The sequence below is a fragment of the Mycobacterium sp. NGS57 genome (assembly GCF_059812405.1).
Window position 1 is genome coordinate 162,894 of record NZ_JCALCP010000007.1, and the last position, 24,403, is coordinate 187,296.

The window sequence follows — 24,403 nt, forward strand, 5'->3', positions numbered from 1 at the left end:
TCACAATCCCGCCGGCCGCGCGCTGGTGACCCCTGCGGCGCGCAGGTCGTGCAGATCGCGTTCGCTGCGTCCCAGCACGCCGGTGAGCACCTCCTCGGTGTGCTGGCCGTACAGCGGCGGCACCCGCCGAATCCAGCGCCGCGGCTTGCCGAGGAACGCAAACGGCATCCCGGTGCACCGGAACGTGCCCGCCACCGGATGGTCGACCATCTCCCAGAAGCCGCGGGCCAGCAACTGCGGGTCGCTCAGCAGGTCCGCGGGCGCGGTGACCCGCCCCGCGGCCACCCCGCCGGCGCGCAACGCGCCGACCGCATCGTCCACCGAGCGACGGGCCGCCCATTCCGCGATCTGCTTGTCGATCTCGTCGGCCCGGTCCCGCCAGGCGTCTTCGCCCGGGCCGAGTTCGGGCCGGGCGATCAGCCCCGCCAACGCCATTCGCGCGGCGTCGTCCATCGCGGCCAGCGCCACCCACTCGTCGTCGCCCCGGCACGGATACACGCCCTGCGGCGTTGCGCCCGGGCCGCGATTGCCGTCGCGCCGCAGCTCGATTCCGTTGCGGGAGTGCTCCACCAGCATCTCGGCGGCCACGTTCAGCGCGGCCTCGACCATGGTCGACTCGACGAGCATCCCGGCGCCGTCGCGGTCCCGGATCACCAGCGCCGCCACCGCGGCGAACGCCGCGTGCAGCCCGGCGATCGGGTCGCACACGCCGCGCGGAATCACCGGGGGCCCGTCGGCGTGCCCCGTCATCCACGCCATGCCCGTCGCCTGCTCCATCGTCTGCGCGAATCCGACGCGGTCGCGCCACGGGCCGTCGAGCCCGAACGCCGGCATCCGCACCATGATGGCGCGCGGGTTCGCGGCCGCGACGGCGTCCCACTCCAAGCCGAAGTTCGCCATCACCCGCGGCGAGAAGTTCTCGATCACGAGATCGCTTGCCGCGACGAGTTCCAGCGCGACGGCGCGGCCGGCGTCGGTGCCGAGCTCGACGCTGACGCCGCGCTTGTTGTTGTTGCTGCACAGGAAGACCGGGCCCCACTCCCACCACTGTTCCCAGTCCGGGGGGCGGCCGGCGGAGAACCTCATGCCGTCGGGCCGGCGGACGCCCTCGATCTTGATCACGTCGGCGCCCAGGGCGCCCAGCAACTGCGTGGCGACGGGTCCCGCCCAGAAGGCGGTCAGGTCGGTTACCCGGATGCCGGACAACGGAAGCGCGCCGGCGTCGGCTGCAGCCGCCCGCCGCGGACGGGGCGGCCAGTGGACGCGCCCGTGGTCGGCGCCGAGCTGCGGGGGCGAGCCTGGCGCGCGGGTCGCCATCGCCGGGCTGCGATACGGCACCCGCGGCTGCAGCACCCCGAGCCCGGATTCGACGAAGACCCCGCGTTGCACGAAGTGGTCGACGGTTCCCAGGGTCGCCGGAGTGGCGATGGGCGCCACCGGGATTCGAAACGCCACCGCGAGGTCCACGATCTCCTGGGTGGTGCGGGCCAGGGTCCATTCGGTGACCATGCCGAGGAACTCGTCGCGCCGCTCGACCCGGCCGGCGAACGATGCCAGCTCGGCGTCGTCCACCAGGTCGGCGCGATCGATCATGACCAGGAAGTCGGAGAACTGCTGCGCGGTGATGGTGCAGAACCCGACCATGCCGTCGGCGGTCGCAACGATCGACGGCAACTCCAGGCCGCGTTGGTAGAGCAGGGAGTCGGGGCCCAGCACGCTGGCCGACATGGCCGACAGTCCGCCCATCGCGATGACCATCGCCTCGTACGTCGAGACGTCGACGACGTCCCCCACCCCGCCCCGGGCGGCGTGGCGGGCCGTCGCGGCGGCGACCGCGGCGGCGAAGGTGCCGGCCAGCCATTCGCCGAGGCGCCCACCCGCCTGCACCGGCTCGTCGCCCGGCCAGCCGCGGCCGGCGGTCGACCCGCACAACGCCTGCAGGATGAACTCGTTGGCGATCACCTGCTCCTCGACGTAGGGGCCGCTGGTGCCGAACGGCGTCACGGCCACCACCACCGCCGCCGGACCGGTGTGGGCCGTGATGCCGCCGAGGGTCCAGCCGTCGGTCAGGTCGGTGAGCACGATGTCGGCCCCGGCGAGCAGCACCGGGGTCTCGGCGCCGTTCACCACGGACTTCTTGCCCGCGGCGAGATATTCGAACAGCGCACCGGCCGAACCGCCGGCCGACCAGCGACGCATCGAATCGCCTTGGGTGGATTCGATTTTGACGACGTCGGCGCCGGCGTCGGCGAACATCTTGCCGCAATAGGACACCGCGATGCCGTTGGAGAGCTCCAGCACCCGCCAGCCGGCGAACGGCGCCCGGGCGGCCACCGTCACCGGCCCAGCGTGGTGGCGCGCCCGGAGATGTCAGACGCTTCGGCAGTCACCTGCGCCTGCAGCGCGAACTGGGTCATCCGGGTCCACGCGTCGCGATCGCGCTGGCTGGCCAGGCGCCCGACGTGCGTGACGACGTCGACATCGGTGGCCTGGGAGCGCAGGGAACCGGCGCGGGCGTGCTCTTCGGGGATGTACCGGAACGGGTCGAACGAGTATGCGGCCATGGCGTTTTCGTGAGTGATCTTGTTGATCACCGCGTCATCCAGGTGGCCCATGGTCTCCATGACGTCCTCGGGGGCGAACGGCCAATTGCTGTCGGAGTGCGGGAAGTCGGACTCCCAGCACAGCATGTCCTCGTTGAACCAGTCCATGTTGTGCACGCCGACCTTGTCGCTGATGAAGCAGGTGTAGAAGTGTCGCTGGAACACGTCGGCCGGCCCGCGGTAGCCGGGCGGGAACTGCGCCAGCGTCCAGCCCGAATGGCGGTTGTAGACGTGCTCGGCGCGCCACAGGAAGTACGGGATCCAGCCGACGTCGCCCTCGGTGAGCGAGAACTTCAATTGCGGGAAGTCCGACCAGAATTCAGCCCAGATCAGCTCGGTGAAGGTGAACATGCTCATCATCGACGACGCCGTCATCTGCACGCTGGGCGGGGCGTCGCTCGACACCTGGGGCGACCGCGACGCGGAGCCGACGTGGGTGCACAGCACCGTCTCGTTCTCGCAGACCGCCTCGAACAGCGGGTACCAATACTTGGTGTGAATGCTCGGCATCTGCAGCGCCTCCGGGTTCTCGGAGAATGTCACCGCGTGACAGCCCTTGTCGGCCAACCGTTTCACTTCCTTGGCGGCCTCGGCCACGTCGAACAGCGGCAGGATGCCACACGGGATGAACCGGCCCGGATAGGCGCCGCACCACTCGTCGACGTGCCAGTCGTTGTAGGCCTTGATCATCACCAGGTTCACGTCACGGTCGGGCCCCTGGTTGAGCACCTGGCCCGAAAAGCCGGTGAAGTTCGGGAAGTTCAGGCCCGCCAGTTGCCCGCCGGCGTTCATGTCGCGGATCCGCTCGTCGACGTTGAAGCAGCCCGGTCGCATCTCGTCGTAGCGCGAGGCGTCGATGTTGTACATCTCGCGAGGCTTTCCGGCGACGGCGTTCAGGCCCATGTTCCGCCCGCGCACCTCGCCGTAGTACCACTGCTGGACGCCGTCCGGCTCGAGGACCACCCGGGGCGCGAGTTCCTTGTACTTGGCCGGGACATGCGCGTCGAACATGTCGGCCGGCTCCGCGATGTGGTCGTCCACGCTGATCAGGATCAGGTCGTCCTTGTTCATGCCGCACTCCTCGCGTGCCGATACAGGGACTAGTAGACAATGATCCCGATCACAGTGTCAACGTGGCGGCGCGTCAGAAGCGCGGTGACTCAATGCGTTCCCCTCGATGCGTCGCCAATTGTCAGCGACTATTAGTCCGTCATGGCGAGGCGTGCCACCATGGGGCAGGGTGCGGCCCGGAAGGTGGTGCAGGTGAGCGCGAACAAGGCCGTGCGGCCCACCACCGCCGACGTGGCCCGGCTGGCCGGCGTCTCGACCGCGACGGTCAGCTATGTGCTGAACGACGCCGAGGGCCGCAGGATATCCGGGGCAACGCGCGAGGCGGTCCAGCGGGCCGCGAAGCTCCTCGGCTACCGGCCCAACCTGGCCGCGCGAAACCTGGCCCGCGGCAAGGGGGGTGTGGTGCTCTACGTGCTGCCGCACGTGGCCGTCGGCGAGATGCCGATGCAGGCCGGCAGCCGGATGACCACGGAACTGGCGCGCCAGGGCCTGCTGCAGGTGCAGATCTTCGAAGCCGAGGACGACAGCCACGTCGTCGAGGCGATCGAGAGTCTCGACCCCGTCGCGGTCGCCAGCCTGTTTCCGCTCAGCGCGTCCGCGGCGGGCGCGGTGGCGGCGGCGGGCATCCCGCACATCGAGGTGGGGACGCTCCCCGCGCTGCACTGCCCGCACCTGTCCGTCGGCGAGCTGCGGGTCGACCACCTCGTGTCGCGCGGCCATCGCCAGATCGCGTTCGCCTACACCGGGATCGCCAAATGGCGTGCGCTGGGCGACTACTGGTTCGAGGGCGTCGCGCACGCCGCGCGATCGCGCGACCTGCCGCCCGTCCGCGTCGGCGTCGTCACCCTGGACACGGCCGCCGACACCGTGGCCGGCTGGGTGCGCGAGGGCGTGACCGCCGTGTGCGGCCAAAGCGACGAGATCGCGAGCCTCGTCCTGTACGGCATCCACCAGGCAGGGCTGTCCTGTCCGGGCGACCTCGCCGTGATCGGCGTCGATGCCAGCCCGATGGGTGCGATGAGCACGCCGCCGCTGACGACAGTCGAGTTCAACCCGCGCGCGGTCGCCGACGCCGCGGTTGCCGCGGTCTTCGAACGGCTGGGACTTCCCGCGCCGCCGTCGTCCGAGCCGACCGAGGTCGCCCGCCTGATCGAACGGTCGTCGACCTAACCAACTGGCCGCAAACCGGCGCATCTGACACCATCCGCCGCTGAAATTTACCTCATCTGCGGAGTTGGACCGCCGCTGGACATTCCCTGGTTAAGCGCATAACCTCGCTGTCGAAATCGCAATGTCGCGGGAAGGGGCAGGTATGTCGGTGCAGGCCGTGCTGGATGAGATCCGTGAACGTCCCGGCTCCGGTGAGACGATCCCGGTCGTCGACCCGGCCACCGAGGAGCAGGTCACCGAGTTCAAGGACTGCGGTCCCGAAGCCGTCGACGCCGCCGTCGCCCGCGCGAAGGCGTCCTCCGAGTCGGGTGTCTGGCGGGACCAGGCGCCCAGCGAGCGCGCCAAGATCCTGTGGCGCGTCGGCGAGCTGATCGATCAGAACGCGGAGATCCTGGCCGAGCTCGAATCGCTGAACGCCGGCATGACGCCGCTGCAGGCGCAGGGCACGGTGACCGTCGGCTCGGAGTTCTTCCGCTACTACGCCGGCTGGTGCACCAAGATCGAGGGCATCGCCGCCGACGTGCACACCGGCGGCCTCACGGGCATCGATTCGCATCAGCACGCCTACACCCTCAAGGAACCCTACGGCGTTGTGGGCCTGATCTTTCCGTGGAACGGGCCGGTCTTCAATTTCTGCGCCAAGCTCGCGCCGTCGCTGGCGGCGGGCTGCAGCAGCGTCGTCAAACCCGCCGAGGAGACCCCGCTCTCGGCGCTGGTGCTGGACGACATCCTGCACGAGGCCGGCGTGCCCGACGGCGTCGCGAACCTGCTGCTGGGCTACGGACACACCGCGGGCGCGGCGATCACCGCCCACCCCGACGTCGAGAAGGTGGCCTTCACCGGCTCGACCGAAGTCGGCCGAGCCATCGTGCACGCCGCCGGCGACAGCAACCTGAAGAAGGTCACGCTGGAGCTCGGCGGGAAGTCACCGGTGGTGGTCTTCGACGACGCCGACCTGACCAAGGCCGTCCCGATGGCGGCGTTCGGCACCTTCATCCACTCCGGACAGGCCTGCGTCTGCGGGTCGCGCATCTTCGTCCAGCGCGGTGTCTACGACCAATTCGTGGAGCAGCTCGCGAACGTCGCCAACGGCCTGCCGCAGGGCGGCCCGAAGGACGAGGGCAGCCTGATCGGCCCGCTGATCAGCCAGAAGCAGCTCACCCGCGTCCTGGGCTACCTCGACCAGGGCCGCTCCGACGGCGTCGAGGTCGTCACCGGCGGGCACCGCCTCGACCGCAAGGGCTACTTCGTGCACCCGACCGTGCTGACCAACGTCGCCCCCACGAGCCGGCTCTTCCAGGAGGAGATCTTCGGTCCCGTGGTCGCGGTCATCCCGTTCGACGACGAGGACGAAGCGGTTACCCTAGCCAACGACAGCACCTACGGTCTGGCCGCCACCGCGTGGACCCAGGACCTGGGCCGCGCGCATCGAATCGCCAAGCGGCTTAAGGCCGGAACGGTCGGGCTGAATTGCCAGATGCAGTTCGACCACTCGATGCCCTTCGGCGGGTACAAGCAGTCCGGGTGGGGCTACGAGTCCGGCAAGGCGGGGCTGGAGACCTACCTGCAGACCAAGGTCGTCTGGACGCAGATGTAACCCGCCACACCACATTCGGGTGATTCGGCGCCCGGAGGCCGGCGCATCGTCTATGCATGTGACTATGGCTGAACCCCAGGCGCCGGAATCGTCCGGGCAGCACGGCCCGAAGGCGCGCCCCGCGTGGCAGTTCTTCCAGCAGATGCTGGCCGACGTCACCAAGATCGTGACCGAGGACGCCGAAACCGAACGCGAACTGCTCGAGGGTCTGCGCGTCATCGCCCGCGTCTCCTCGTTGTGCTCGCAGCTGTCCGTCGAGGCCGACCCGGACCGGCCCGCGTTCTTCGACATGTGTTCCCCGACAAGGATGATCGGCGGGCCCAACCCCGACGGCGCCTACTACCTGGCGATGATCCGCGGCGACCGGACCTACCGGATCACCGGGACCCGGGGCACCAGCGCCTATCTCGGGTTTCAGATCCTCGCCGGCACCGGCCTGACGCCGCGCCGGATGGCCAACTACGTCGGCGACGCCGACCTAGCCCTGAGCGGCGGGGAATTCGCCCTGGTGCTCTCGGCCGAGCAGCCCGCCGACCTCGGCGGTGCCCAGTGGGTGCCGATCCCCGGCGACGCGTCGTCGGTAGTGGTCCGCGAGTACATCGGCGATCCCGCCGCCGAGAAGCTGGCGACCATGCGCATCGAGGCCCTCGATCCCGACCCGGTGGCGCCGCTGACCGACGACGAGCTCGCCGAGCAGTTCACCGCGATGGCGTGGACGCTGATGAAACTCGTTACGCTGCACCGCACCATCAAGCCCGAACTACTGAACACCCCCAACACGCTGCTGACCGCCGAGGCCGCCGAGCTGGGCGCCGCCGACACCACCCCCGACAACCTGTACATGATGGGCACCTTCCGGCTCGACCCCGACCAGGCGCTGGTGCTCGATATCGCGCCGCCCGACACCCGCTACTGGAACGTGACCCTGGAAAGCGTCTGGCACGAGTGCCTCGAGCCGCGCGTGCGGCACAGCTCGGTGACCAACCGCGGGGTGCGCCCCGACGCCGACGGGCGGGTGCGGATCGCAATCTCCGCAGAGGACTTCGGGTTTGGCCATTGGCTCGACACCGGCGGCCGGCATCGCGGGTTCGTGGTGGTGCGCTGGCTGGACAACCCCAACCCGCCCGACGTCTCGGTGTCGGTCCGCGAGCGCGGGGACCGCGGATGACGCTGCGGGAGCGGTTCGCGCCGGAGCGGCTCGTCGCCGCCGCCTGCGAGGAGGCGGGAACCGACGACTTCGGCGCGGACGGCTGGCAGCCCGGCCTGCAGTGCCTGACCGACGGGCTGGTCAGCGAGGCGCGGCTGTCGGCCATCGGTGTCGAGATCGCCCACCTCGATATCATGCGCGCCCTGAAGAACCGGCTCGACGTGATCGCCTGGCGCAAGCGGCATCCCGAGATCGCCGGGGAACCCGTCGCCGCGCCGATCGTCATCGTCGGGCAGCCCCGCACCGGCACCACGATCCTCTACGACCTGCTCGCCCAGGACCCCGGCCTGCGCGCCCCGCTCACCTGGGAGGTCGATGCGCCCTGCCCGGTCCCGCAGCCGGACACCTACCACAGCGACCCGCGCATCGCGCAGACGCAGGCCAGCATCGAACTCTCCGAGCAGATCATCCCCGGGTTCCTGGCTTTCCACCCGATGGGCGCCCTGGTCGGCCAGGAGTGCGTCCGCATCACGGCCAGCGAGTTCACCAGCATGATCTTTTCGGTGCAGTACCGCCTGCCCAGCTATTACCGCTGGTTGCTGTACGAGGCGGACCACGCCGGCGCCTACCGTTTCCATCGAATCTTCCTACAGCACCTGCAGTCCGGCGTACCGGGACAGTGGCTGCTGAAGTCGCCGGCGCACCTGTGGCACCTCGACGACCTGCTGGCCGAATATCCCGACGCGCTGATCGTGCAGACGCACCGCGACCCGCTCAACGTCATCTCGTCGATCGCCGCGCTGACGCATCACCTGCGGCGGATGGGCAGCGACGAATCCAACGTCGCCGAGTGCGCCGCCCAGTCGTATGAAGAGATCGTGGTCGGCCTCGACCGCGAGATGGCGCTGCGCGCATCCGGCGCGATCCCCGCCGACCGCGTGATCGACGTGCTGTTCACCGATTTCATGAACGACCCGTGGACCACGATCGACGACATCTATCGAAAGCTGGGCCGCGAGCTCAAACCCGGGACCGCGCAGCAGATGCGCGACTTTCTGACCGCGCACCCCGGCGATGGCGGGGGCACCCGCTACACCTGGTCGGACACCGGCCTGGACGCCGCCGAGGTCCGCGAACGGGTGGGCGCGTATCAGGATCGCTACGGGGTCCCCACCGAACAGCTGCGCTAGTGCCGGGGAGACCCCCGCGAAAGCTGGGCGTGTCGCGTGTGCGTGGCTTCAGTCTCAGCGGAAGTGCACGCTTGCGACACCGCCCAGGATTCACGCGGAACTGCCTCGGCCCACAGCGTGGACCGACTAGTCGGCGGGCTCGTAGCGCAGCAGGGTGACGTCGTGCTCGGGATAATCGCAGAACACCGGGCGCACGCGCATCCCGACCCGCAGCAGGCCGGGATCGACGTTGACCATCTCGGTGGAAAACCTTGGCCCCTCGTCCCATTCGACGATGGCCAGCAGCTGCGGAACCGCGTCGGCGAAGTGCGGGCTGACCGGCCGGTGCGCCACGGTGAACGAGTACAGCGTTCCCATGCCGGATATCTCGCGCCATTCCAGGTCGTCGGCAAGGGTGCGCGGGGCGCGCACCCGCGGATAGAACACGTAGTTCTGGGTGGACGGCGAGTACTGGATGACGATGCGGTGCTGCGCCAACGCGTCCCAAAACGGCGCGCTGGTCGGCGTTTTGACCGGCATCGGGCGTTCGAACGTCGTCATGGTCAGTCTCCCTGCAGGATGAGCGTCGTCTGCTCGGACAGGATGCCGCCGTTGCCGGACACGAACGCGCGGTTGCAGTCGGCGACCTGGGCGGCGCCCGCGCGGCCCATGATCTGGCGGGTGGCGTCGCACACGTGGTGCATGCCGCCCGCCAATCCGGCCTGGCCGAAACCCAATTGGCCGCCGGCGGTGTTGAGCGGGAAGTCGCCGCGGAACGTCAGGTCGTGGTTGCCGACGAACTCCATGCCCTTGCCCTTTTCGCAGAAGCCGGCGTCCTCGAGCGACAGCAGCACGGTGATGGTGTAGCAGTCGTAGATCGAGACCATGTCCATGTCGGCGCGGGTCAGGTCGGCCATGGCGAAGGCGGTGTCGGCGGCCGCGGCGATCGGGGTGTGCAGCAGGTCCTCGGCGTACGTCGGCGTCTTGAACGGTACGTGCTCGCCGAATCCCTTGACCCACACGGGCCGGTTGCGCGACCGCCGCGCCAGGTCGGCGCTGGCGACGACCACGGCGGCGCCGCCCACGCACGGCATCACGATCTCCAGCATGTGCAGTGGGTCGGCGATCACGGGGCTGGCCAGGACGTCGTCGACGGTGAGCGGCTTGTCCTTCCAGATCGCGCCGTCGGTGTGGTTGGCGTTGACGCGGGTGTCGACCACGATCTTGGCCATCGCCCGTTCGTCGTAGCCGTGGATCGCCGCGTAGCGCTGGGCCACCTGGCCGTAGGGGCCGTTCTGACCGAGGTTGCCGTAGGGGATCTCGAATTCGGCCTGCGGAGAGCCGTATTGGTTGCTCGAGGACCCGAAATACAAGGCGTCGCCCAGTGATCTGGGCTTCTTCGGCGACATCGGGGTGATGTACCGGGCGGGTAGCGCGCACAGTACCGCCTCGCAGATGCCGAGTTCGACGGCGGCGGCGGCCCGCCACACCATCGCCGCGGCGCTGGCCCCGCCCAGGTCCACGTGTTCGGCGAATCGCGCACCCACGCCGAGGTATTCGGCGATGGTGGAGGGGACGAAGATCTCCGACTCGGCCAGGTGGGACGCCACGATGCCGTCAACCACCTCGAAGGGCAGTCCCGCGTCGGCGAGCGCGGCGGCGCCGAGTTCCGCCCATTGTTCGATGGCGAACGGCGCGGGGGACGCCTTCGTCATGCGTTCGGGCGGCAGCTCGACATACCCGACGATCGCGGCTTCTCCACGTAATCCCATGAGCTGTCCTACTTTCGGGGCAATCCGAGAATCATCTGCGCGATGATATTCAGCTGGATCTCCCTGGTGCCCCCGCCGATCAGCTCGGCCGGGAGATGCAGGTAGGGTTCCACGACCGCGGCGTCGGGGTCGTCGACCATCGCGACCTGCCCCGTCAGCTGCAACGTGGCCTGGAAGGTGCGCCGCAGCAGCACGTTCATCGCGACCTTGGCGATGCTGGACGCCGGGCCGGACGCCTGCCCGTCGAGCAGCCGGATGGTTTCCCGCACCCCGAGCGCCCTGATGGCGTTGGTGTACGCGTCGAGTTCGCCCAGTGCGCGCAGGGCGTCGTCGCGGTCGGGTCCGGGTTGAGCGGCGAGCCGGCGCAGCGCGACGGCCCGGTCGAACTTGACGTATCCGCTGATGGCCGAACGCTCTTCGGCCATCGTGGCGATCGCGAGGCTCCAGCCGTCGGTGGGTCCGCCGAGCAGCATCTCGTCGGGAACGAAGACGTCGTTGAGGAAGACTTCGTTGAAATGCGCCTGGCCGGTCGCCGTCTTGATCGGCTGGATTTCGATGCCGGGGGATCGCATGTCGAGGATGAAGTAGCCGATGCCGCGGTGCTTGCCGGCCTCGGGGTCGGTGCGCGCCAGCAGCGCGCCCAGGTCGGCGTACTGCGCCAGCGACGTCCAGATCTTGTGACCGTTGATCCGCCAGCCGCCGTCGACCTTGGTCGCCCGGGTCGCCAGCGACGCGAGGTCGGAGCCGGCGCCGGGCTCGCTGAACAGCTGGCACCAATGGATGTCGCCACGCTGGGTCGGCGGAATCAGTCGCTCCTGCAACTCTTTTGGCGCGGCGGCCAGCACCGAGGGCAGGATCCACTCGGCGATGTTCAGCGACGGCCGTACCAGGGCGGGTCGCTTGGCGAACTCCTCGTCGATGATGAGCTGTTTCAACGGATCCGCGCCGACGCCCCACGGCGCCGGCCAGTGCGGGGCCATCAGCCCGGCGTCGGCGATCAACGTGCGCTGCGGCCCGGAGGCCTGGTCCGCGTAGTCGCCGTGCGGCGCGGGCGTGTCGTTCCGCAGCTGCGCCGCGGCATCCAGCGTCTCGGCCACCCAGGACCGGAAGTCCGACTCGGCGTCACCGAGATTGACCGACATGTCGCGGGTTTGGGTGCAGGCGAGCTCCCCCAGGCGGCGCGCCCAGCGATTGGCCGGGCCTATCGAACCCGCCAGGCTGATGGCCCGCCGCCAGTACAGGTGCGCGTCGTGCTCCCAGGTGAAACCGATGGCGCCGAGCATCGTCAGGGCGTCGAGGACCAGGTCCGGGATCGGCGAGATCGCGATCGTCGCCGCCCCGGCCGCCGCGAGGCGGTGCTGGTCGAGGGGTTCGTCCACCGCGCGCACCGCATCCCAGGCGGCCGCGGTGGCCAGCTCGCTGTTGACCAGGAGCATCGCCGCACTGTGCTGCAGTGCTTGGAAGGTCCCGATCACCTTGCCGAACTGTTCGCGCGTGCGCAGGTGCGCGGTGACCGCGTCGACGCACCACTGCGCGATGCCGGCAGTCGTGGCGGCGACCAGACCGACGACGACGGCCGCCGCGCGGTCCGGGTCTATTCCGGTGATTCCGCCGTCCGCGCCGTAGTCGGTGAGCCGCAGGATTCCCACGTCGGCCACCAGGTCGGTGCCCGGCACGGATTCGACTGCGGCGGTGGGTTGTTCGGTGTCCACCGGCACCCAGATGACCTCGCCGCCGTCGGCGCGGGCCCCGACCAGGATCACCCGCGCCGCGCAGGCGCCCGCGGTGACCTGTGAACTGCCGGACAGCAACCAGCGCTGCCCGTCGCGGCGGGCCCGGAAGTCCCCGTCGCCGGGCAGCACGACCGCGGCGGGTGCGCCGGCGGCCAGGTCACGGATGAGCGCTTCGGCGGGCGGCGCCGGATCGGCCAGCAACGCAACGGCTCCCGCGGTCACCGTCGGCAGCAGCGGGCCGGGCAGCAGCGCCTTGCCCGCGGCCTCCAGCACGCATGCCGCATCGGCCGGCCGTCCGCCCTGGCCGCCGAGGCGCTCGGGTAGGTGCACCGCGTGAAAGCCGTTGGCGACCAGCGCCTCCCACCACTCGGGCAGGGTGCCCGCCGCCAGCGCGTCGAAGCTGTCGCGGGTCGCGGCGATGGGGGCATGCCGATCGGCGAACTGGGCGACGGCCGTGCCGAGTTCCTGCTGCTCCGGGGTCAATCCCAGCGTCATAGCGGCGCCCCCGCGCGGCTGAGACGACACGCCATGGAAGACCGCTACCCTTTCCCTTACAAGACGAACCGTCTCGTCTTGTGGCAGACTACGGGTCGGGTCCGGATAAGTAAAGCGGGCCCGAGCCGCGAACGAGGACACCAGATGCCAACCGGTCTCACCCCGAGACGCCGCAGCGAGAAATCGCGCACCGCGATCGTCACCGCCACCCGAGAGTTGCTTCTCGAGCGCGGATTCGACGGCCTGACCATCGAAGCGGTCGCCGCGCGGGCCGGGGTGGGAAAGCAGACCATCTACCGCTGGTGGCCCAGCCGCCCGGCCCTGGTCGCCGACGTCATGCTCGAGGACGCCGACAAGATCCTGGCGTCGGTGGACCACACCGACGACCTGGCCGCCGACCTGGTGCGGTGGGTGGGCAAGCTCGTCGCCAGCCTGACCACCGCGCGCGGCTCGGCCATGCTGCGGATCCTGACCGTCGCCGGCATGGAGCACGAGGACTCCGCCGTCAGACTGCGCGCCGGGTTCAGCGAGCCGCTGCATGACAGCGTCCGCTCGCGCCTCGTCGCCGCCGGCATCGAAGGGCCGGCCGCCGAGTCGGCGGCCGACGCCATCGTGGGCGGCGTCGTGTACCCGATTCTTTCTGAGCCGCAACGGTATTCGCGGCGCCGCGCCGAGCGCACCACCCGGATCATCGTCGGGGCACTGGGCGCCCCCGGCAAGGCCTGAGGAGCGGCCGTGGACGAAGATTGCCTGAAGCTCACCACCTATATGGCCGAGCGCCGACGGACCCGCGAGGGCTTCGTCTCCGACGTGCTGCTGCGGCTGTACGAGGACCATCGCATCGCCAGCAGCGTCGTGCTGCGCGGCATCGGCGGCTTCGGGACGGGGCGCCACCTGCGGACCGACGAGTCCCTGACGCTGTCCGAGGATCCGCCGGTGGCGATCGTAGCCGTGGACACCCGCGGGGCGATCGAGGCCCTGCTCGACCCGGTGCTCGCGATCAAGCAACGCGGCCTGGTCACGCTGGAGCGCGCGCGGCTGCTGCGCGAGGATATCGGGCCGCTGCAGCTCGCCGACGAGTTGAACGAAGCGGTCAAGCTGACCATCTACGTCGGCCGCAAGGAACGCGTCTACGGGGTGCCCGCCCACGTCGCGATCTGCGATTTGATGTACCGGCGCCGGCTGGCCGGCGCATCGGTCTTCCTCGGCGTCGACGGCACCGTGCACGGGCAGCGGCAGCGCGCGCGCGTCCTCGGCCGCAATGCCGACGTTCCGATGATGATCGTCGCCGTGGGCTCGGGCGAGCACATCGGCCGGGTCCTGCCGGAGCTCGGCGGGCTGCTCCGCCGGCCCATGGTCACCGTCGAGCGGGTCCGCGTGTGCAAGCGCGACGGCGAACTGCTCGAACGGCCGCACGCCTTGCCGGAGGCCGATCAAGACGGCCTGCCGCTGTGGCAGAAGCTGACGATCTACACCTCCGAGACGGCGCGCCACGGCGGTTCGCCGATTCACCGCGCGTTGATCCAGCAGTTGCGGCGCCGGCCAACGCCGGATGGCGCCACCGTCCTACGCGGCGTCTGGGGCTTCCATGGCGATCACGCACCCCACGGCGACAAGCTGCTTTCCCTGGGCCGCCGCGTTCCCGTCGTCACCGTCGTCATCGACACGCCCGCCAACATCGCCGATTGCTTCGACGTGGTCGACGAGCTCACCCGGCACGAGGGACTGGTGACGAGCGAGATGGTGCCCGCGCTGGTCTCCGACGAGGGCGACACCGGACGCGGCAGGCCACCCATGGCGAACCACCGCTACTGAAGCGGCGCCGGCTCAGCCGGCGACCGACGCCTCGTAGATCGACTGGATCGCCTTGTCCAGCGTCTCGTTGAACTGCTCGTCGGGCTGGTCGACCGACAGCCCCTCGGTGAGCGCGCGGCTGAAGCTGGCGATCAACCCCGCGTTCTTGGCCAACAGCTCGTTGGCCTCCTCGCGGGAGTATCCGCCGGAGAGCGCCACCACCCGCATCACCTTCGGGTGCTCGATCAGCGGGCGGTAGAAATTGGCCTCGGTGGGCAGGCTCAGCTTGAGCATCACGCGCTGCCCGTCGGGCACGGCGTCGAGGTGTTTCGTGATCTCCTCGCGCAGGATGCCCTCGGCCTGGGCCTTGTCCGAGATCGAGATGGTGACCTCGGGCTCGAGGATGGGCACCAGGCCGTGCGAGAGCACCTGACGACCGACCTCGAACTGCTGGGTGACCACCGCGGCGATGCCGTCGGCGTTGGCGCCGCCGATCACCGAGCGCTCCTTGGTCCCGAATATGCCCTTACCGACCGCCCGCTCCAGCAGCTCGTCGAGCCCCGGCATCGGCTTCATCAGCTGCACGTCGTCGGACGCCTCGGCCAGGCCCTTGTCGATCTTGAGGATGGGCACCACGCCCTTGCTCTCCCACAGGTAGGTGGGTGACGGCCGGCCCTCGATGTCGCGGTCCATGGTCTGCTCGAACAGGATCGCGGCCAGCACCCGGTCGCCGGTGAACACCGGGGAGGTGATGATCCGTGAGCGCATCTCGTGGATGAGGTCGAACATCTCCTTCTCCGAGGAGTAGGCGTCCTCCTCGATGCCGTACAGGCGAAGCGCCTTCGGCGTCGAGCCACCGCTCTGGTCGAGCGCCGCGATGAAGCCCTTGCCCGACGTCATCCGGTCGGCTTGCTGCTGATTCGACATCACACTCTCCACTCCCTCGGGGCACTGTCGGTGACGGCGCACCGTCAAGCTCAAATCGTGCCGATCATATTCGCGAGGATGCAACGCCTGCTTCAGCGGGCGGCCAAAGCGTCGACGACCTCGTCCGCGGTGAGCACCGCGCTGGCGTAGTTCGGGATATTGACCTCGAGCGCGGCATGCATCTCCCGGTCGGAATAGCTCGCGGTCGCATCCTTGACCACGGTGACGTCGTAGCCCAGCTCGGCGCCGAAGCGGACGGTCGCCTCCAGGCAGGTGTGCGCGATGAGCCCCATCATGATGAGCTGTTGAATGCCGTGCCTCTTGAGCAGGAGGTCCAGGTCGGTGTTGGCGAACCCGCTGGAACACCAGTGCTCCCTGGCGACGACGTCCCCCGGCCGCGGCGCGAAGCCGGGGTGCAGCTCACCGCCCCAGGTTCCGTATTCGAACGTCTTGCGCGACCACGCCGCCCGCTGGATCGGGGCGAGGTACTTCCAGGTCTCGTAGTCACCCGGCCGGTAGCGGCGGTGCAGCGCATAGAAAACGCGGATGCCGGCGCCGCGTGCCGCGTCGAGGACCTGGCGCATGTGCGGCACGCACTGGTTGGCCTCGGCGACGCCCTTGAGCCGGTCCCAGACCTTGCCGCCCTCGGAGATGAAATCGTTGTACGGGTCGATGACAACCAGGCCGGTGAGGTCGCTGTCGTACGTCACGTCGCCATGCTCGCACGGGATCCGGCCACCGGCCGGCGTGACAGCTGCGGGCCTCGATTCCGCCATGGCCTACGATTGACTGAGCACGCGCGGGCTGCGCCTCGAATTATCTGCGCAGAATCGATGTAGTGTTTCGTGCCAATATGGCGTGGTGCGGGTTGAGTCGACAGCCCCGATTGGCAAGGGTATTTGACGGCTTATCTAATTCTTGGTGTTCCGCGCGGGCGAATGTGAGTGATGAACCATGACCGAACAATCCAGCGATGCGGCCGACGCGGCGCCCTTTGAGATAGGAAAGCGCCAGGTGGACGGGGCCGTGGTGCTCAGCGTCGCGGGCGAGGTGGACATGCTGAGCGCGCCGCAGCTGGACGAGGCGATCCACAGCGCGCTGGCCGCCGGGCCCGCGGCCTTGATCGTCGACCTGTCGAAGGTCGATTTTCTGGCCTCGGCCGGAATGACCGTGCTGGTGACGGCCCAGGCGGAGGTCGCACCGCCCACTCAATTCGCGGTGGTCGCCAACGGGCCGGCCACCAGCAGGCCGATCAAACTGACGGGGCTCGACGGCGTTTTGTCGCTGTTCAGCACGCTCGACAGCGCGCTGAACCGCGTCGCCGGGAGCTGAGCAGGACGGCTACGTGGCCGGCGCCAGGATCTGCTGAATGCGTTCGTCGCGCGGCAGGACCGGGCCGTCGTCGAGGGGTTCGTCGACACCCAGTTCGGTGAGCCCGGCCCTGGTCAGCAGCGAGGTGCCATAGGCGGCCAGCACGAGTTTTTGATCGTCGCTGTGGCCGTCCTCGACGAGCATGGCGCCGATCAGGCAGATGACGGCCATCTTGTAGGCGTTCAGTGCGCGGTACCACCCGCGGTTGCCGAGCTTGATTCCGCTGGCCGCCTCGTAGTGCGTCAGCAGGGCATCGATGGTGGGCGCCGCGGGATGGCTGTTGATGCCGACGGGTTGCACCCACAGCATCTCCAGCCAGCCGATGTCGGTCCGCGGGTCGCCGACGGTCGTCATCTCCCAGTCGAACACCGCGCTGACCTCGCCGTCGGCGAAGGCGAAGTTGCCCGGTTTGGCGTCGCCGTGCACCAGGGTGACCCGCGGGCAGGGCTCCGGCCTGGTGTCCCGCAGCGACCGCTGCAGCCGTTCCAGCGCGGGCAGCGGACCGCGCTTGACCCGTTTCATCTCGGCCGCCCAATGCTCGAGCTCGCGGTCGAGATGGTCGCGCCCACTATCGAGCGGCTCGAGCGCGTCGAGCCCGGTCTGCGCGAGGTCGACGGTGTGGATCGCCGCGAGTTGTTCGACCAGGCTCTGACACATCCGCGCCACGGTCGACTCGGCGACGCCCGTCGGCGGCTCCATTTCGTACACCTGCCCGCCGGCGCGTTCCATCACGAAGAACGGCCGGCCGAGGACGTCGCCGGCTTCCTCCAGCCACAGCGCCCGCGGAACCCGGACCGGCGTGCCCTCCAGCGCGCGCAGGATCGTGAACTGGCGCGCCAGATCGTAGGGCTCCAGCAGCGCGGGCGGTGCGGGCCGCAGCCGCAACACCGCGTCTCGGCGCTCGTCGCGTTCGCCGCGGCGGGTGACGATGCTCAGCATCATCATCTCGGCCGAGTGTCCGAAGTTCACCCGGTCGAGGCCTTCGACGCGCACGTCGTCGGCATCGGGCAGCTGCGTGCGCAGCCAGGCCGCCAGGCGTCGTTCCGTGTTGTCTCCCAGCGTCATTGAGCGCGGCCTTCCGCGGGCAGGCGCTGCGAGGGGGTCTTGTCCTGGGTGAAGGCCGACATGTCCATCGCCGTCCAGTTGGGATAGCGGCGGTAGCCCTGGCCGCCGAGCAGCAGTTCGAAGATGCCCCAGCCGGTGTCGCCGTCGCACTCGAAACGCATCAGCTGGTCGAGCGCCATCGATTTGCCCTCGGTCTCGGCGAGTTGCCCGGGATCGTTGCTGTCCCAACGGAAGTGGATGAAGTAGGCTCCGCCACCCAGGTCCTCGTATTCGCAATGCGCCATCGGCAGCCCGTAGTAGGCGTTGACGTCCTGATGGGCGGCGTCGGCGGTAACGCGGTGGGCCGTCCCGTCCTCGTCGGTGAACACCAGTACCGCACGGGCCGGGCGCTTGCGGTCGCCGTCGAATTCGACGTCGTGCTCGATCTTGACGAATCGTTTCGACACGCCGCCGTTCGCGTACGTGATCCCGCCATCGACGTAATTGACGGTGCCGTCGGAGGATTCGATGATCCAGGCCTCGATGGCGTGGTCGTCGAATCCCGCGTCGAGCCATAGCCAGAAGTCGATCTTGTCGGCGACGCGCACCCCGAACGTGCGGTCGCGGCCGCCGTGGAACCCGTCGACGCTGATGCGCTCCCCGTCGATCCGCACCCAGCCGCTCCAGCGCCCCGGTTCTTTCATGTGATACATGTCGGCCAGCAGCCGGCCGTCCGGATCGCGCACCTTCATGGGCAGCAGCTCCCACATCGGGGCGGTGGGCTCGTAGTAGAGCTCCCACTCGATCCCCGACTCGTTCGGTTCGACGTCGAGCCGCCACTTCTTCAGCGGCTCCACGCAGGTCCAGCGCATCGGCCCGGCGCTCAGGTCGTCGCGGTCGGCGCCCGTCACGGGCCGGCCCGACAACAGATCCCAGTGCCGCCCGTCGGCGAGGCTGACCTTGACGTAGCCCAGCCCGCTGGCGGTGTTCGGATTGTTGCCGTAGCCGCTGGCCAGCAGCATCGTGCCGTCCGGCGACGCGGCGAAGAAGTAGCACCGGTCCGACCACGTGGGATCGGGATCGTGCACCCGGTCGAAGGTCGTCGGTGCCTGATGGGTGAACGACTCGTCGGCCGCGGAGTACCCCATCAGCGCCGCCCGGCCGGTTGATCAACGAGCTTTCGCTCGCCGAGTGTGAAGCTGTTGCGAGAAGAGGCCGAAAATTTCGCAGTGGCCGCACGCTCGGCGAACCCGTGATGAGTCGCTAACCGTTTGCACCACAACCTGTTTCGTCGCGAACCAGGTCCGTCGCGGTCGGTCCGCACATCAGATACCGAAGTAGCACAACGTATCCCGTACCATCGGCGCCATGGAACCGAGCCGGTGGTGGGGCGACGACCGGGCGATCCTCGACGACGAGGAGGCCCGCCGGCGGATCCTCGACGCCGCGGGCCGCTGCATCGTGCGCCGCGGCAACACTCAGTTCCGGATGGGCGAAGTGGCCGACGAGGCAGGGGTGTCGCGGTCGACGGTGTACCGCTACTTCCCGGGCCGTGACGACGTCCTGCTGGGCCTGCTGCTGATGCGGGTCGACAACGCGCTCGGCGAGCTGGTGCGCTCGTTGCCCGCGCCGGACGACCCCGCCCGGTCGGTGCCCGAGATGGTGCTGGCGCGCGTCGAGTCGGTGGACGGCAACCCGTTGAACGAGGCGCTGTTCGCCGCCGAGAGCACGGCGGTGGCCACGGCCCTGGAGAAGGGCTCGGAGCCGTTGGTGGAGCTGCTGCTGCGGCACTACGAACCTCTGCTGACCCAGTGGCAGGCCGCAGGGCGCCTGCACGGCGATCTCGACTCCCGCTCGGTCGTCCAGTGGCTGCACACCACGACGTTGTTCCTGCTGACGCCCTCGTGGCGGCACCGCCCGACGGCCGACAAGCGCGAATTCGTCGAGCAGTTCGTGGTGCGGGCCCTGGTGCCACAGATCAGACAATAACGCGGTATTGTCTGATGTCCAGACGTTCAGGTATATTTGTCTGACGGGACGCTGCGCCGGTTGACACCCCCCTTGCCGGCGCAGGGTCCCGAACCAGGACGGATGGACATGAAACACGCTGTGGGACAGGCCTTCTCCTTCGCCGGCCTGGCCGCCCACCTGGGCCGCGGCGTCGGCCGGGTGGCCGCCGACGCCTTGGTGGGCTCGCGTCTGGGATTGCCTCACGCGGTCGACGACATCGACGTCCGGGTCCTGTCCCGAGTCATGGGAACCGCCGTGCGCTCGGTCCGCATCCTGGGCCGGGACGCGGGGACGTCGTCGCGGGCGCGCCTTGTGCTGACCGGGAAAGACGTGCCGGAGTCGGTGTTCGTCAAGGTCGCCGCCCAGACCGCGGCCACCCGGTTGATGGGTGAACTCGGCCGCCTCGGCGACACCGAGGTGCGGTTCTACAGCCAACTCGCGCCGCTGGTCCACGGCGTCCCTCAGGCCTACGGCGCCGCGTTCGACCCCTGGACGGGTCGCTACCTGCTGGTCCTCGAGGACCTGCCGGCCGAGTCCTGCGAATTTCCCGACACCCTGCACCCGCTTTCCCCCGACCAGGCCAGCCTCATCATCGAGTTGCTGGCCGGCCTGCACGCGACCTTCTGGGACCGCCTGCCGCGCGACGGCCGCGTCCCGCTGGGCTGGCTCTACACCCCGTCGGGTGACGTCACCTCGTTGTTGACCGGCCCGCTGATGCACGCGTCGATCAAGCGGCTCGCCGAGCGCACCGACTGCCCCGTCGACACCGGGCTCTTCATCGCCGACAACTACCGGGCCGTCGCCGCGCTGATCGACACTCCCCCGCACACCGTCATGCACGGCGACGCCCACCCCGGCAACATGTACTTCCACGGCGGCAAGGCGGGGCTTTTGGACTGGCAGGCAGTGCGCCGCGGCCACCCGTCCCGCGAACTGGCCTACACGTTGATCACCAGCCTGACGACCGAAGACCGCCGGGAGACGCAGCGCGAGCTGCTCGACGACTACCGGCGCGCGCTCGCGGCGGCCGGCGGCCCCGACCTGGACCGCGACGATCTCTGGCTGCGCTACCGCCAGGGCGCGCTGTACGGATATGTGGCGCCGCTGATCACCGCGGGAATGGGCGGAATGCAGGCCGAGGGCATCGCCATGGAGGGCCTGCGGCGCGGCGTCGCGGCCCTCGAGGACCTGGAAACCGTGGCCGCGCTGAAGGGTTCTCTGTAGCTCGCGAATTCGGCTGAAGCTATTGCCTTCGCCGCGCCACGAGTTACGCTACCTACCGTAGCGAAATGCGGTGCGCCTTCCGCTCAGTCCCTCCGAGAGAGCCCCCGGCGACAAGGAGACCCCTCATGTTCGATCTGAAGATCACCGGTGGCACCGTCGTCGACGGCACCGGCGCGGAGCGCTACCGGGCCGACCTCGGCATCAGGGACGGCAAGATCGTCGACGTCGTCCGCCGTGATGCCGGGACGGCCGGCCTGGACCACGCCGAGGCCGCCGAAACCATCGACGCGACAGGGCATGTGGTGGCACCGGGCTTCGTCGACATCCACACCCACTACGACGGCCAGGTCAGCTGGGACGGCCTGCTGGAGCCGTCCAGCGGGCACGGCGTCACCACGGTGGTCACCGGAAACTGCGGCGTCGGCTTCGCGCCGGTGCGGCCGGGCACCGAACAGTGGCTGATCGAGCTGATGGAGGGTGTCGAGGATATCCCCGGCACGGCGCTGACCGAGGGCATCACCTGGGGCTGGGAAAGCTACCCCGAGTACCTCGACGCGATCGGCAAGCACAACTTCGCGATCGACGTCGGCAGCCAGGTCGCCCACGGCGCGATCCGCGCCTACGCGATGGGCGAGCGGGGCGCGCGCAACGAGCCCGCCACGCCCGACGACATCGCGGCCATGGCCCGGCTGGTCACCGAGGCCGTCGAGGCCGGCGCGCTCGGCTTCTCCACGTCACGCACGATGGGCCACCGCGCGATGGACGGCGAACCGGTGCCGGGCACGTTTGCCGCCGAAGAGGAGCTGTTCGGCCTGGGCCGCGCCATGGCGGCCGGCGGCCAGGCCGTATTCGAGCTGGCCCCGCAGGGCGCCGCGGGCGAGGACATCATCGGCCCGAAGAGGGAACTGGACTGGATGCGGCGGCTGAGCGGTGAGATCGACCGGCCGGTGTCGTTCGCGATGATCCAGGTGGACGCCGACCCGAACCTGTGGCGCGAGCAGCTGGACCTCTCCGCGGCCGCGCACGCGGCGGGCAGCCGGCTGTACCCGCAGATCGCGGCGCGCCCGTTCGGGATGATGATCGGGTTCCAGGGGCATCACGGGTTCAGCCACCGGCCCACCTACCGCCGGCTGAAGGCCGAGCTCAGCCGCGAGGAGCTCACCGCGCGGCTGGCCGACCCCGCGGTCAAGGCCGCGATCCTCGCCGAGGACGACCTGCCGCCCGACCCGACGCTGCTCTTCGACGGCATGTTCGCCCTGGTCCAGCACTCCTTGCATCGGCTCTACGCGCTGGGCAATCCGCCGGACTACGAGCCCACCCCCGACCGCACCGTCGCGGCGATCGCCGAGGCCCGCGGCGAGGACCCGCTGGCGACGCTCTACGACCTCATGCTCGAGTCGAACGCGACCAACATGCTGATGCTGCCGCTGTTCAACTACGCCGACGGCAACCACGAGGCGATCCGCGAGATGATGCTGCACCCGGCCGGCGTTCTCGGGCTTTCCGACGGCGGCGCCCACTGCGGGATGATCTGCGACGCCTCCTACCCGACGTTCCTGCTCACGCACTGGGCGAGGGACCGGCACCGCGGCGAGAAGCTGTCGCTGGAATATGTGATCCGCAAGCAATCCCGCGACACCGCCCACCTCTTCGGGCTCACCGACCGCGGCACCATCGAGGCGGGCAAGAAGGCCGACATCAACGTGATCGACATGAACGCGCTGACGCTGCATCCCGCCGCGATGGCCTTCGACCTGCCGGCCGGCGGAAACCGGATCCTGCAGGGCGCCAGCGGCTACGCGGCCACGATCGTCAGCGGAACGGTGACACGCCGCAAGGACGTCGACACCGGGGCCCGGCCCGGACGGCTGGTGCGCGGAGCGCGCTAGGGGTCCCTCAATGGACGTGGACGCGATCGGCACCCCGCCCGAGCGCCCTGCCCTGGTGCCGGCCGAGCGCTACTACTCCCCGGCGTTCGCCGCGCTCGAGGTCGAGCGGATGTGGCCGAAAGTGTGGCAGATCGCCTGCATGGTCGACCACGTCGCCGAACCGGGCGACTACTTCGAGTACCGCTGCGGCCCGTACGGGGTGCTGATCGTGCGCGGGGACGACGGCCTGCTGCGCGCGTTCCAGAATGCGTGCCGCCACCGCGGCAACTCGGTGTGCGTGGGCTCGGGTTCGGGTCTGCGCGAGCTCAAGTGCGGCTACCACGGCTGGACGTGGGACCTGGCCGGCACGCTCAAGCGGGTCCCCAACCGCAAGGGCTTCGGCTCGCTGAAGATGTCGGACTTCCCCCTGATCCCGGTCCGGGTCGACGCGTGGGAGGGGATGGTCTTCGTCAACCTCGACGCCGGCGCGATGCCGTTGCTGGAGTACCTGGAGGCGGTGCCCGACGACATCGCCTGGTGCCGCCTGGGCGACTTCCGCTGCTACGCCACGCTCACCGTCGACGTCGAGGCCAATTGGAAGACGATCGCCGACGGCTACAGCGAGACCTACCACATCCAGACCCTGCACCCCGAGCTGCTGCGCTGCGTCGACGACATCCATGCGCCGCAACAGATCTGGGGCCACACCGGCAAGTCGGACCAGCCCTACGGGGTGCAAAGCCCACGCTTCGACGGCGCGCTGAGCGACGAAGAGGTCTGGGACGCCTACGTCTTCACGCAGGGTGCGCTGATGGGTGCGGCCGAGGGCACGCCCTTCCCCGACCGCCGTCCGGGGCAGACGGTCGCCGACCTGATCGCCGAACGCACCCGGGCGTTTGCGGCCAGTCGCGGCGTGGACCTCGGCTGGGCCGACACCGACCGGATCACCCGGCTGCACCAGTACAACGTGTTTCCGAACATGACGTTTCTGGCCAACGCCGACCACCTGACCATCATGTGCTCGCGCCCCGGTCCCGATCCGGATCACGGCGAGCTGGTCATGTTCCTGATGACGCGGATGCCCCCGGGCGCGCCGCGCAACAAGCCGGCGGCGATGCGCACGACGGCCGCGGAAGCCGAGCCCGGCATCGTGCTCACCCAGGACATCCAGCTGCTGGCCGGCCTGCAGCGCGGCCTGCACCAGCCCGGCTTCACCCACCTGGCGCTGTCCGGCGAGGAGCGGCGCGTGATCAACACGCACCGCAACCTCGAGCGCTACCTGGATCTGCCCGAGGCGGAGCGGATGGCGCGTTGATTCTGCGTTGATGGCGGAGTCTTCTCGGACTTTGTCGCCATGGCCGCAGAATCAACTTCCATTAATTCGCGCAGACCTCCCGAAATCACGCCG

Annotated in this window: 20 protein-coding genes; 11 read left to right on the top strand and 9 right to left on the bottom strand. The window is 69.4% G+C overall.

All coding sequences use genetic code 11. The annotated features are described in order from the left end of the window. Together AC5Y43_RS15150 and AC5Y43_RS15155 are read right to left on the bottom strand one after the other, a co-directional pair. Positions 1 to 2,334 carry a CaiB/BaiF CoA-transferase family protein gene (locus AC5Y43_RS15150; protein WP_499974026.1) on the bottom strand — a complete coding sequence of 778 codons (2,334 nt, stop codon included), beginning with the start codon at positions 2,332 to 2,334 and terminating at the stop codon, positions 1 to 3. Between the two features lie 2 nt (positions 2,335 to 2,336). Then, positions 2,337 to 3,674: an amidohydrolase family protein gene (locus AC5Y43_RS15155; protein WP_499973725.1), complete on the bottom strand. Its 1,338-nt coding sequence runs from the start codon at positions 3,672 to 3,674 to the stop codon at positions 2,337 to 2,339. A gap of 159 nt (positions 3,675 to 3,833) precedes the next feature. On the opposite strand from AC5Y43_RS15155, the gene AC5Y43_RS15160 reads away from it, so the two are divergent. From AC5Y43_RS15160 to AC5Y43_RS15175, 4 genes are all read left to right on the top strand, one after another. Continuing rightward, a complete protein-coding gene (locus AC5Y43_RS15160) occupies positions 3,834 to 4,844 on the top strand; it encodes a LacI family DNA-binding transcriptional regulator (protein WP_499974027.1) in 1,011 nt (336 codons plus the stop codon). Between the two features lie 142 nt (positions 4,845 to 4,986). After that, positions 4,987 to 6,441, top strand: a complete 1,455-nt coding sequence (locus tag AC5Y43_RS15165; protein ID WP_499973727.1) for an aldehyde dehydrogenase family protein — start codon at positions 4,987 to 4,989, stop codon at positions 6,439 to 6,441. A 64-nt stretch (positions 6,442 to 6,505) separates the two neighbouring features. Then, complete coding sequence (locus AC5Y43_RS15170; RefSeq protein ID WP_499973729.1) at positions 6,506 to 7,609, top strand: DUF1214 domain-containing protein; 1,104 nt, start codon at positions 6,506 to 6,508, stop codon at positions 7,607 to 7,609. Further along, positions 7,606 to 8,778 carry a sulfotransferase family protein gene (locus tag AC5Y43_RS15175; protein ID WP_499973730.1) on the top strand — a complete coding sequence of 391 codons (1,173 nt, stop codon included), beginning with the start codon at positions 7,606 to 7,608 and terminating at the stop codon, positions 8,776 to 8,778. Before AC5Y43_RS15170 ends, AC5Y43_RS15175 begins: the two co-directional genes overlap by 4 nt. A gap of 126 nt (positions 8,779 to 8,904) precedes the next feature. Here AC5Y43_RS15175 and AC5Y43_RS15180 read toward each other — a convergent pair whose 3' ends face one another. The 3 genes from AC5Y43_RS15180 to AC5Y43_RS15190 are packed head-to-tail and all read right to left on the bottom strand — an operon-like array spanning position 8,905 to position 12,757. Then, positions 8,905 to 9,318, bottom strand: coding sequence for a Zn-ribbon domain-containing OB-fold protein (locus AC5Y43_RS15180; RefSeq protein WP_499973733.1), 414 nt, complete (start codon positions 9,316 to 9,318; stop codon positions 8,905 to 8,907). A 2-nt stretch (positions 9,319 to 9,320) separates the two neighbouring features. Beyond that, positions 9,321 to 10,529 carry a thiolase family protein gene (locus tag AC5Y43_RS15185; protein WP_499973735.1) on the bottom strand — a complete coding sequence of 403 codons (1,209 nt, stop codon included), beginning with the start codon at positions 10,527 to 10,529 and terminating at the stop codon, positions 9,321 to 9,323. A gap of 8 nt (positions 10,530 to 10,537) precedes the next feature. After that, complete coding sequence (locus AC5Y43_RS15190) at positions 10,538 to 12,757, bottom strand: acyl-CoA dehydrogenase family protein (protein ID WP_499973739.1); 2,220 nt, start codon at positions 12,755 to 12,757, stop codon at positions 10,538 to 10,540. A 144-nt stretch (positions 12,758 to 12,901) separates the two neighbouring features. Here AC5Y43_RS15190 and AC5Y43_RS15195 point away from each other — a divergent pair, with 144 nt between their 5' ends. Further along, positions 12,902 to 13,483, top strand: a complete 582-nt coding sequence (locus AC5Y43_RS15195) for a TetR/AcrR family transcriptional regulator (RefSeq protein ID WP_499973742.1) — start codon at positions 12,902 to 12,904, stop codon at positions 13,481 to 13,483. Between the two features lie 9 nt (positions 13,484 to 13,492). Then, on the top strand, positions 13,493 to 14,572 hold the full coding sequence (locus AC5Y43_RS15200) for a DUF190 domain-containing protein (protein ID WP_499973744.1): 1,080 nt from the start codon (positions 13,493 to 13,495) through the stop codon (positions 14,570 to 14,572). 12 nt (positions 14,573 to 14,584) lie between these two features. On the opposite strand, the gene AC5Y43_RS15205 is transcribed toward AC5Y43_RS15200, so the two are convergent. Next, positions 14,585 to 15,478, bottom strand: coding sequence for a fructose bisphosphate aldolase (locus AC5Y43_RS15205; RefSeq protein WP_499973746.1), 894 nt, complete (start codon positions 15,476 to 15,478; stop codon positions 14,585 to 14,587). A gap of 92 nt (positions 15,479 to 15,570) precedes the next feature. After that, on the bottom strand, positions 15,571 to 16,188 hold the full coding sequence (locus AC5Y43_RS15210; RefSeq protein WP_499973748.1) for a cysteine hydrolase family protein: 618 nt from the start codon (positions 16,186 to 16,188) through the stop codon (positions 15,571 to 15,573). Positions 16,189 to 16,432: 244 nt separating this feature from the next. Between AC5Y43_RS15210 and AC5Y43_RS15215 the strand changes: the two genes are divergently transcribed. Continuing rightward, positions 16,433 to 16,810 (top strand): STAS domain-containing protein, encoded by a 378-nt coding sequence (locus AC5Y43_RS15215; RefSeq protein ID WP_499973750.1) that lies wholly within the window; start codon positions 16,433 to 16,435, stop codon positions 16,808 to 16,810. Positions 16,811 to 16,819: 9 nt separating this feature from the next. Here the strand turns inward: AC5Y43_RS15215 and AC5Y43_RS15220 are convergent, their stop codons facing one another. Then, complete coding sequence (locus AC5Y43_RS15220) at positions 16,820 to 17,914, bottom strand: phosphotransferase family protein (protein WP_499973752.1); 1,095 nt, start codon at positions 17,912 to 17,914, stop codon at positions 16,820 to 16,822. Next, a complete protein-coding gene (locus AC5Y43_RS15225; RefSeq protein WP_499973755.1) occupies positions 17,911 to 19,041 on the bottom strand; it encodes an Rv3169 family protein in 1,131 nt (376 codons plus the stop codon). Before AC5Y43_RS15225 ends, AC5Y43_RS15220 begins: the two co-directional genes overlap by 4 nt. A gap of 220 nt (positions 19,042 to 19,261) precedes the next feature. On the opposite strand from AC5Y43_RS15225, the gene AC5Y43_RS15230 reads away from it, so the two are divergent. The 4 genes from AC5Y43_RS15230 to AC5Y43_RS15245 all read left to right on the top strand — a co-directional run bounded on the left by AC5Y43_RS15230 (position 19,262) and on the right by AC5Y43_RS15245 (position 24,310). Continuing rightward, positions 19,262 to 19,882 (top strand): TetR/AcrR family transcriptional regulator, encoded by a 621-nt coding sequence (locus tag AC5Y43_RS15230; RefSeq protein WP_499973757.1) that lies wholly within the window; start codon positions 19,262 to 19,264, stop codon positions 19,880 to 19,882. Between the two features lie 108 nt (positions 19,883 to 19,990). Continuing rightward, positions 19,991 to 21,127: a phosphotransferase gene (locus AC5Y43_RS15235; RefSeq protein WP_499973758.1), complete on the top strand. Its 1,137-nt coding sequence runs from the start codon at positions 19,991 to 19,993 to the stop codon at positions 21,125 to 21,127. 125 nt (positions 21,128 to 21,252) lie between these two features. Further along, a complete protein-coding gene (locus AC5Y43_RS15240; RefSeq protein WP_499973760.1) occupies positions 21,253 to 23,016 on the top strand; it encodes an N-acyl-D-amino-acid deacylase family protein in 1,764 nt (587 codons plus the stop codon). Positions 23,017 to 23,026: 10 nt separating this feature from the next. After that, positions 23,027 to 24,310: an aromatic ring-hydroxylating oxygenase subunit alpha gene (locus AC5Y43_RS15245; RefSeq protein ID WP_499973761.1), complete on the top strand. Its 1,284-nt coding sequence runs from the start codon at positions 23,027 to 23,029 to the stop codon at positions 24,308 to 24,310. The last annotated feature ends 93 nt before the right edge of the window (positions 24,311 to 24,403 follow it).